Annotated in this window: 3 protein-coding genes and 1 pseudogene; 2 read left to right on the forward strand and 2 right to left on the reverse strand. The window is 42.2% G+C overall.

The features are described 5' to 3' along the window. Together FC814_RS22400 and FC814_RS22410 are read left to right on the forward strand one after the other, a co-directional pair. Positions 1-96, forward strand: a 96-nt coding sequence (locus FC814_RS22400; RefSeq protein WP_000851394.1) for an IS1 family transposase, incomplete at its 5' end; no start/stop codon positions are given. Between the two features lie 630 nt (positions 97-726). Then, positions 727-1,771, forward strand: a pseudogene (locus FC814_RS22410) (ISNCY family transposase). Positions 1,772-1,802: 31 nt separating this feature from the next. On the opposite strand, the gene FC814_RS22415 reads toward FC814_RS22410, so the two are convergent. Continuing rightward, positions 1,803-2,069 carry a hypothetical protein gene (locus tag FC814_RS22415; protein ID WP_137326487.1) on the reverse strand — a complete coding sequence of 89 codons (267 nt, stop codon included), beginning with the start codon at positions 2,067-2,069 and terminating at the stop codon, positions 1,803-1,805. Positions 2,070-2,133: 64 nt separating this feature from the next. Beyond that, positions 2,134-2,190 carry an IS1 family transposase gene (locus FC814_RS23825; RefSeq protein ID WP_003032489.1) on the reverse strand — a complete coding sequence of 19 codons (57 nt, stop codon included), beginning with the start codon at positions 2,188-2,190 and terminating at the stop codon, positions 2,134-2,136. Positions 2,191-2,192: the final 2 nt, after the last annotated feature.

Raw genomic sequence — 2,192 nt, forward strand, 5'->3', positions numbered from 1 at the left:
GCACGGCTGGGACGGAAGTCGCTGTCGTTCTCAAAATCGGTGGAGCTGCATGACAAAGTCATCGGGCATTATCTGAATATAAAACACTATCAATAAGTTAGAGTCATTACCCACTAGAAGTTATACAAATTGATGTTATCTCTATTGAACAAAAGGGGATGATTAAAGTGGAGAATCTTGTATTAGCTCTATATTGACTGGAGCCTGCTTAAAATAGAGTAGGTAATATGGTAACCAGCAGGCGGACAACCATTGATTTCCCTATGTCGGGTATGATCTTAAAATCTGTACAGTGTTAAATGTCTTTCTGAAGACTTCGGATTAATTCGGCCGGAGTCATGTCATTTAATGATGAAGTTTCAAAGCATCATAAACGCAGGAGCGAACGTCGTTCCTTCAACTCCCGTAATAACTGAAGGGTAAGGGAGATTGAAATGTGCATACTGAAGACCTCCAGATATGCTACTTCAAAACAGAAATGCCCGAGGCAAAACGATTGATAGTGCCTGTCGGGTAGTGGGGAGGGAGCATGTACATTAGAGCTATGAGGTCGGTACGGTGGTCAGGGGCATTCTGATATCTCTTATTTAACATAATATACATTATGCGCACTAATGTTGTAGCTGCAATATTCTAATGTCACTTTCTACCCATTTAGAGATGTCACTTTTTCTGGCGTAAAGGATTAAACCTTGTTGCCGTGGAGACATCAGGATGCTTGTGACCATGTCAGATAAAGAGCTAAACCGGATAAACGTTATTCAGGCAGTTATCGATAAACGCATGCGTCGTCGTGATGCAGCCCATCAACTCAACTCTCGCCGCAGAAAAACTCAGTGAGCGACACGATATTTCAGTATCAGTCGAAACGTTGCGTAAATGGATGACTGCCGATGGATTGTGGATACCATACTCACGCCGTAAACCACGAGTGTATCAGCCTCGTTTTGGTGAAACCGAATCAGCCTTTGATTACATGCTTGCTACCCGCGAATATATTGAGAAACATGGTAAGCCGCTGGTATTTTACAGCGACAAACACGGTATTTTTCGAGTAAATCATGCCGCTGGAAGCAAATCGGGCACTCAATTTGGTCGAGTCCTGCACGATATTGGTGTTGAACTTATCTATGCGAACAGCCCTCAGGCTAAAGGTCGTGTTGAACGAGCCAACAAAACTCTTCAGGACAGGCTCATCAAAGAAATGCGCCTCAATAAAATAAGCAGTATCGAAGAAGCTAATGCTTGGCTTGAAACGTTTATCGTAGACTTTAACCGGCGCTTCGCCAAAACTCCCAAATATCCCAAAAACCTTCATCGCCCTGTGGCTGAAACGATTGTGGATCTAGATGATATTTTCTCATGGCAGGAAACCCGTAAGCTCTCGAAATCATTAACATTCCGTTATGATAAGATGATATATCTTGTTGAACCCACTGAGGAAAACAGCCGAATTGCTGGGGAGAATATTATGGTATTTGATTACCCTGATGGCACCCTCGCCTTCAAATACGGCCACCGCGCCCTCTCCTATCAGGTATTCGACAAACTGGACTGTATTGATCAGGGGCAAATCGTCGATAATAAGCGGCTCGGTGCAGTGCTCCGATTGGCTCAAGATAAAATGGATGAACTGGAGCGTAACGGCAAACGTGAGCGAAGCACAAAGATGCCGAAGCGGCGTGCTCAGGCTCGTATACAGGAACAGTTACGAGCAATTAATCCAGTTCTGGCTAATCCAAAAGAATTTCGCGCGAGCTTGAAAAGATAATCTTATCTAAATTTATAAAGGCATTGTTACATTACAATGCCTTTATAAAAAGGTTGAAGGTTTCTCTTTCCATACCAACCTCCTTTATTCCGATAAAACATTTATGTGTTCTCATCGAAAGCTCAATAGCATTTTTAATTTTTTGCTTATCTTCATCTGATGTTTTCAAACCAAATATTACTTTTTTCAGTTGATGGCGTGGAAAAGGATAAATTCCAGACTTATTATTTTTAACACATCTAAGTTCCTGCTCATATTCCCATTGCATTGCTTTAGTAAAAATGGCGGCGAGACTCATGGTACGAGTTAATCCGTTCTCATCGTAGGCTGGAGGTCTTTTGTTTGAGGGTAATGACTCTAACTTATTGATAGTGTTTTATGTTCAGATAATGCCCGATGACTTTGTCATGCAGCTCCACCG

Source organism: Escherichia sp. MR (assembly GCF_005280595.1).
GTDB lineage: Bacteria > Pseudomonadota > Gammaproteobacteria > Enterobacterales > Enterobacteriaceae > Escherichia > Escherichia ruysiae.